Genomic DNA, 1,048 nt, shown 5'->3' on the forward strand with positions numbered 1-1,048 from the left:
GACCATGGGTCTCGGCCGCAAACCGAAAGAGTCGGAAACACCGGCGCCGGCGAAGCGGACCGGCAAGAAGGTCGCAGCTTGACTTTTATCTCTCGAGGGTCGTTCTGGAGCGCGTAGCCGCTATCGGGATGATCTGCGCAGAATAGGAAAAGGCGGGGGACCAAACCACGCCTTACCTCGCGCTCATTCGCTCTTGCCGGGACGCAGGAGAAAATTTCAGCCAGTCTTCGCACAACCCACGCATCTACAAGGATCGCATCGTTGGCGACTACGCAGTCAATGGCACGCCACCACCATATCAGTGGGGGATCGGCCGCAGCCCTGCATGAAGCTGCAAGCAAGGCTAATCGGTTCCGTCCCCGCATACTCCAGCTGAACATCGACATCATGTGCGCCAACAGCCAGCAGGCCAAGGGCTGCCTCGAACGCGCATAGGCCTGGTGACATCAGCACGATTGACGCGGCGAGCGCCTACGCGGCCGAGTTCGCTATCACTTCGTCTCCGCGCCATGGCGTCCGCTGCATCTCGGCCGAAGCCGCAATCGTCAGCGGCCTCTCGCGCGAAAGGCCCGAGGAGCTTCTTGTTCGCGTCGGGCTTAGCTGCAGTGCGGCCGATCGATGCCCGCACGCTTTTTCGGGAGGCCAAAGGCGGCCTGGCACGCGCGCCGCTCATGCTGCAGCCGGATCTGCTTGTCGCTGACGAGCGCCGGCGCTCGACGTTTCGATCCAGGCGCAGATCTGCCCTCCTTGCGACAACGCAAAGGAGAGCAAAATGACCAGCACCATTAACCTCTACAGCGGCCAGCTAGGGCAACAATTTTGGTGGGTGGGTCTTCGAGACAATGTCGATGCATACACCCAGGTAACGCCTTCGCACATGCGATATGCAATTTGTGCATTGCAATATCTGCGGCGATCGATATGATCCTGTTGTCGGGCCATCTACTCCTCCCAGATGCGATGCCCGGCGCTGAATGCGGTGCACCTCCTCCCGCGCTGCATTTCAAATCGAGCCCGCTGCCACCTCTTCCCGGCAGCGGGCTTTTTC

General features: G+C 60.6%; 1 protein-coding gene. It reads left to right on the forward strand.

The features are described 5' to 3' along the window. Positions 1-772: 772 nt before the first annotated feature. Complete coding sequence (locus EOC06_RS40540) at positions 773-925, forward strand: hypothetical protein (RefSeq protein ID WP_158302489.1); 153 nt, start codon at positions 773-775, stop codon at positions 923-925. The last annotated feature ends 123 nt before the right edge of the window (positions 926-1,048 follow it).

The sequence above is a fragment of the Mesorhizobium sp. M7A.F.Ca.MR.362.00.0.0 genome (assembly GCF_004023175.1).
GTDB lineage: Bacteria > Pseudomonadota > Alphaproteobacteria > Rhizobiales > Rhizobiaceae > Mesorhizobium.

Coding starts and splice junctions, on each gene's coding strand:
- EOC06_RS40540 (WP_158302489.1), top strand. CDS start 773: ATGACCAGCACCATTAACCTCTACAGCGGCCAGCTAGGGCAACAATTT.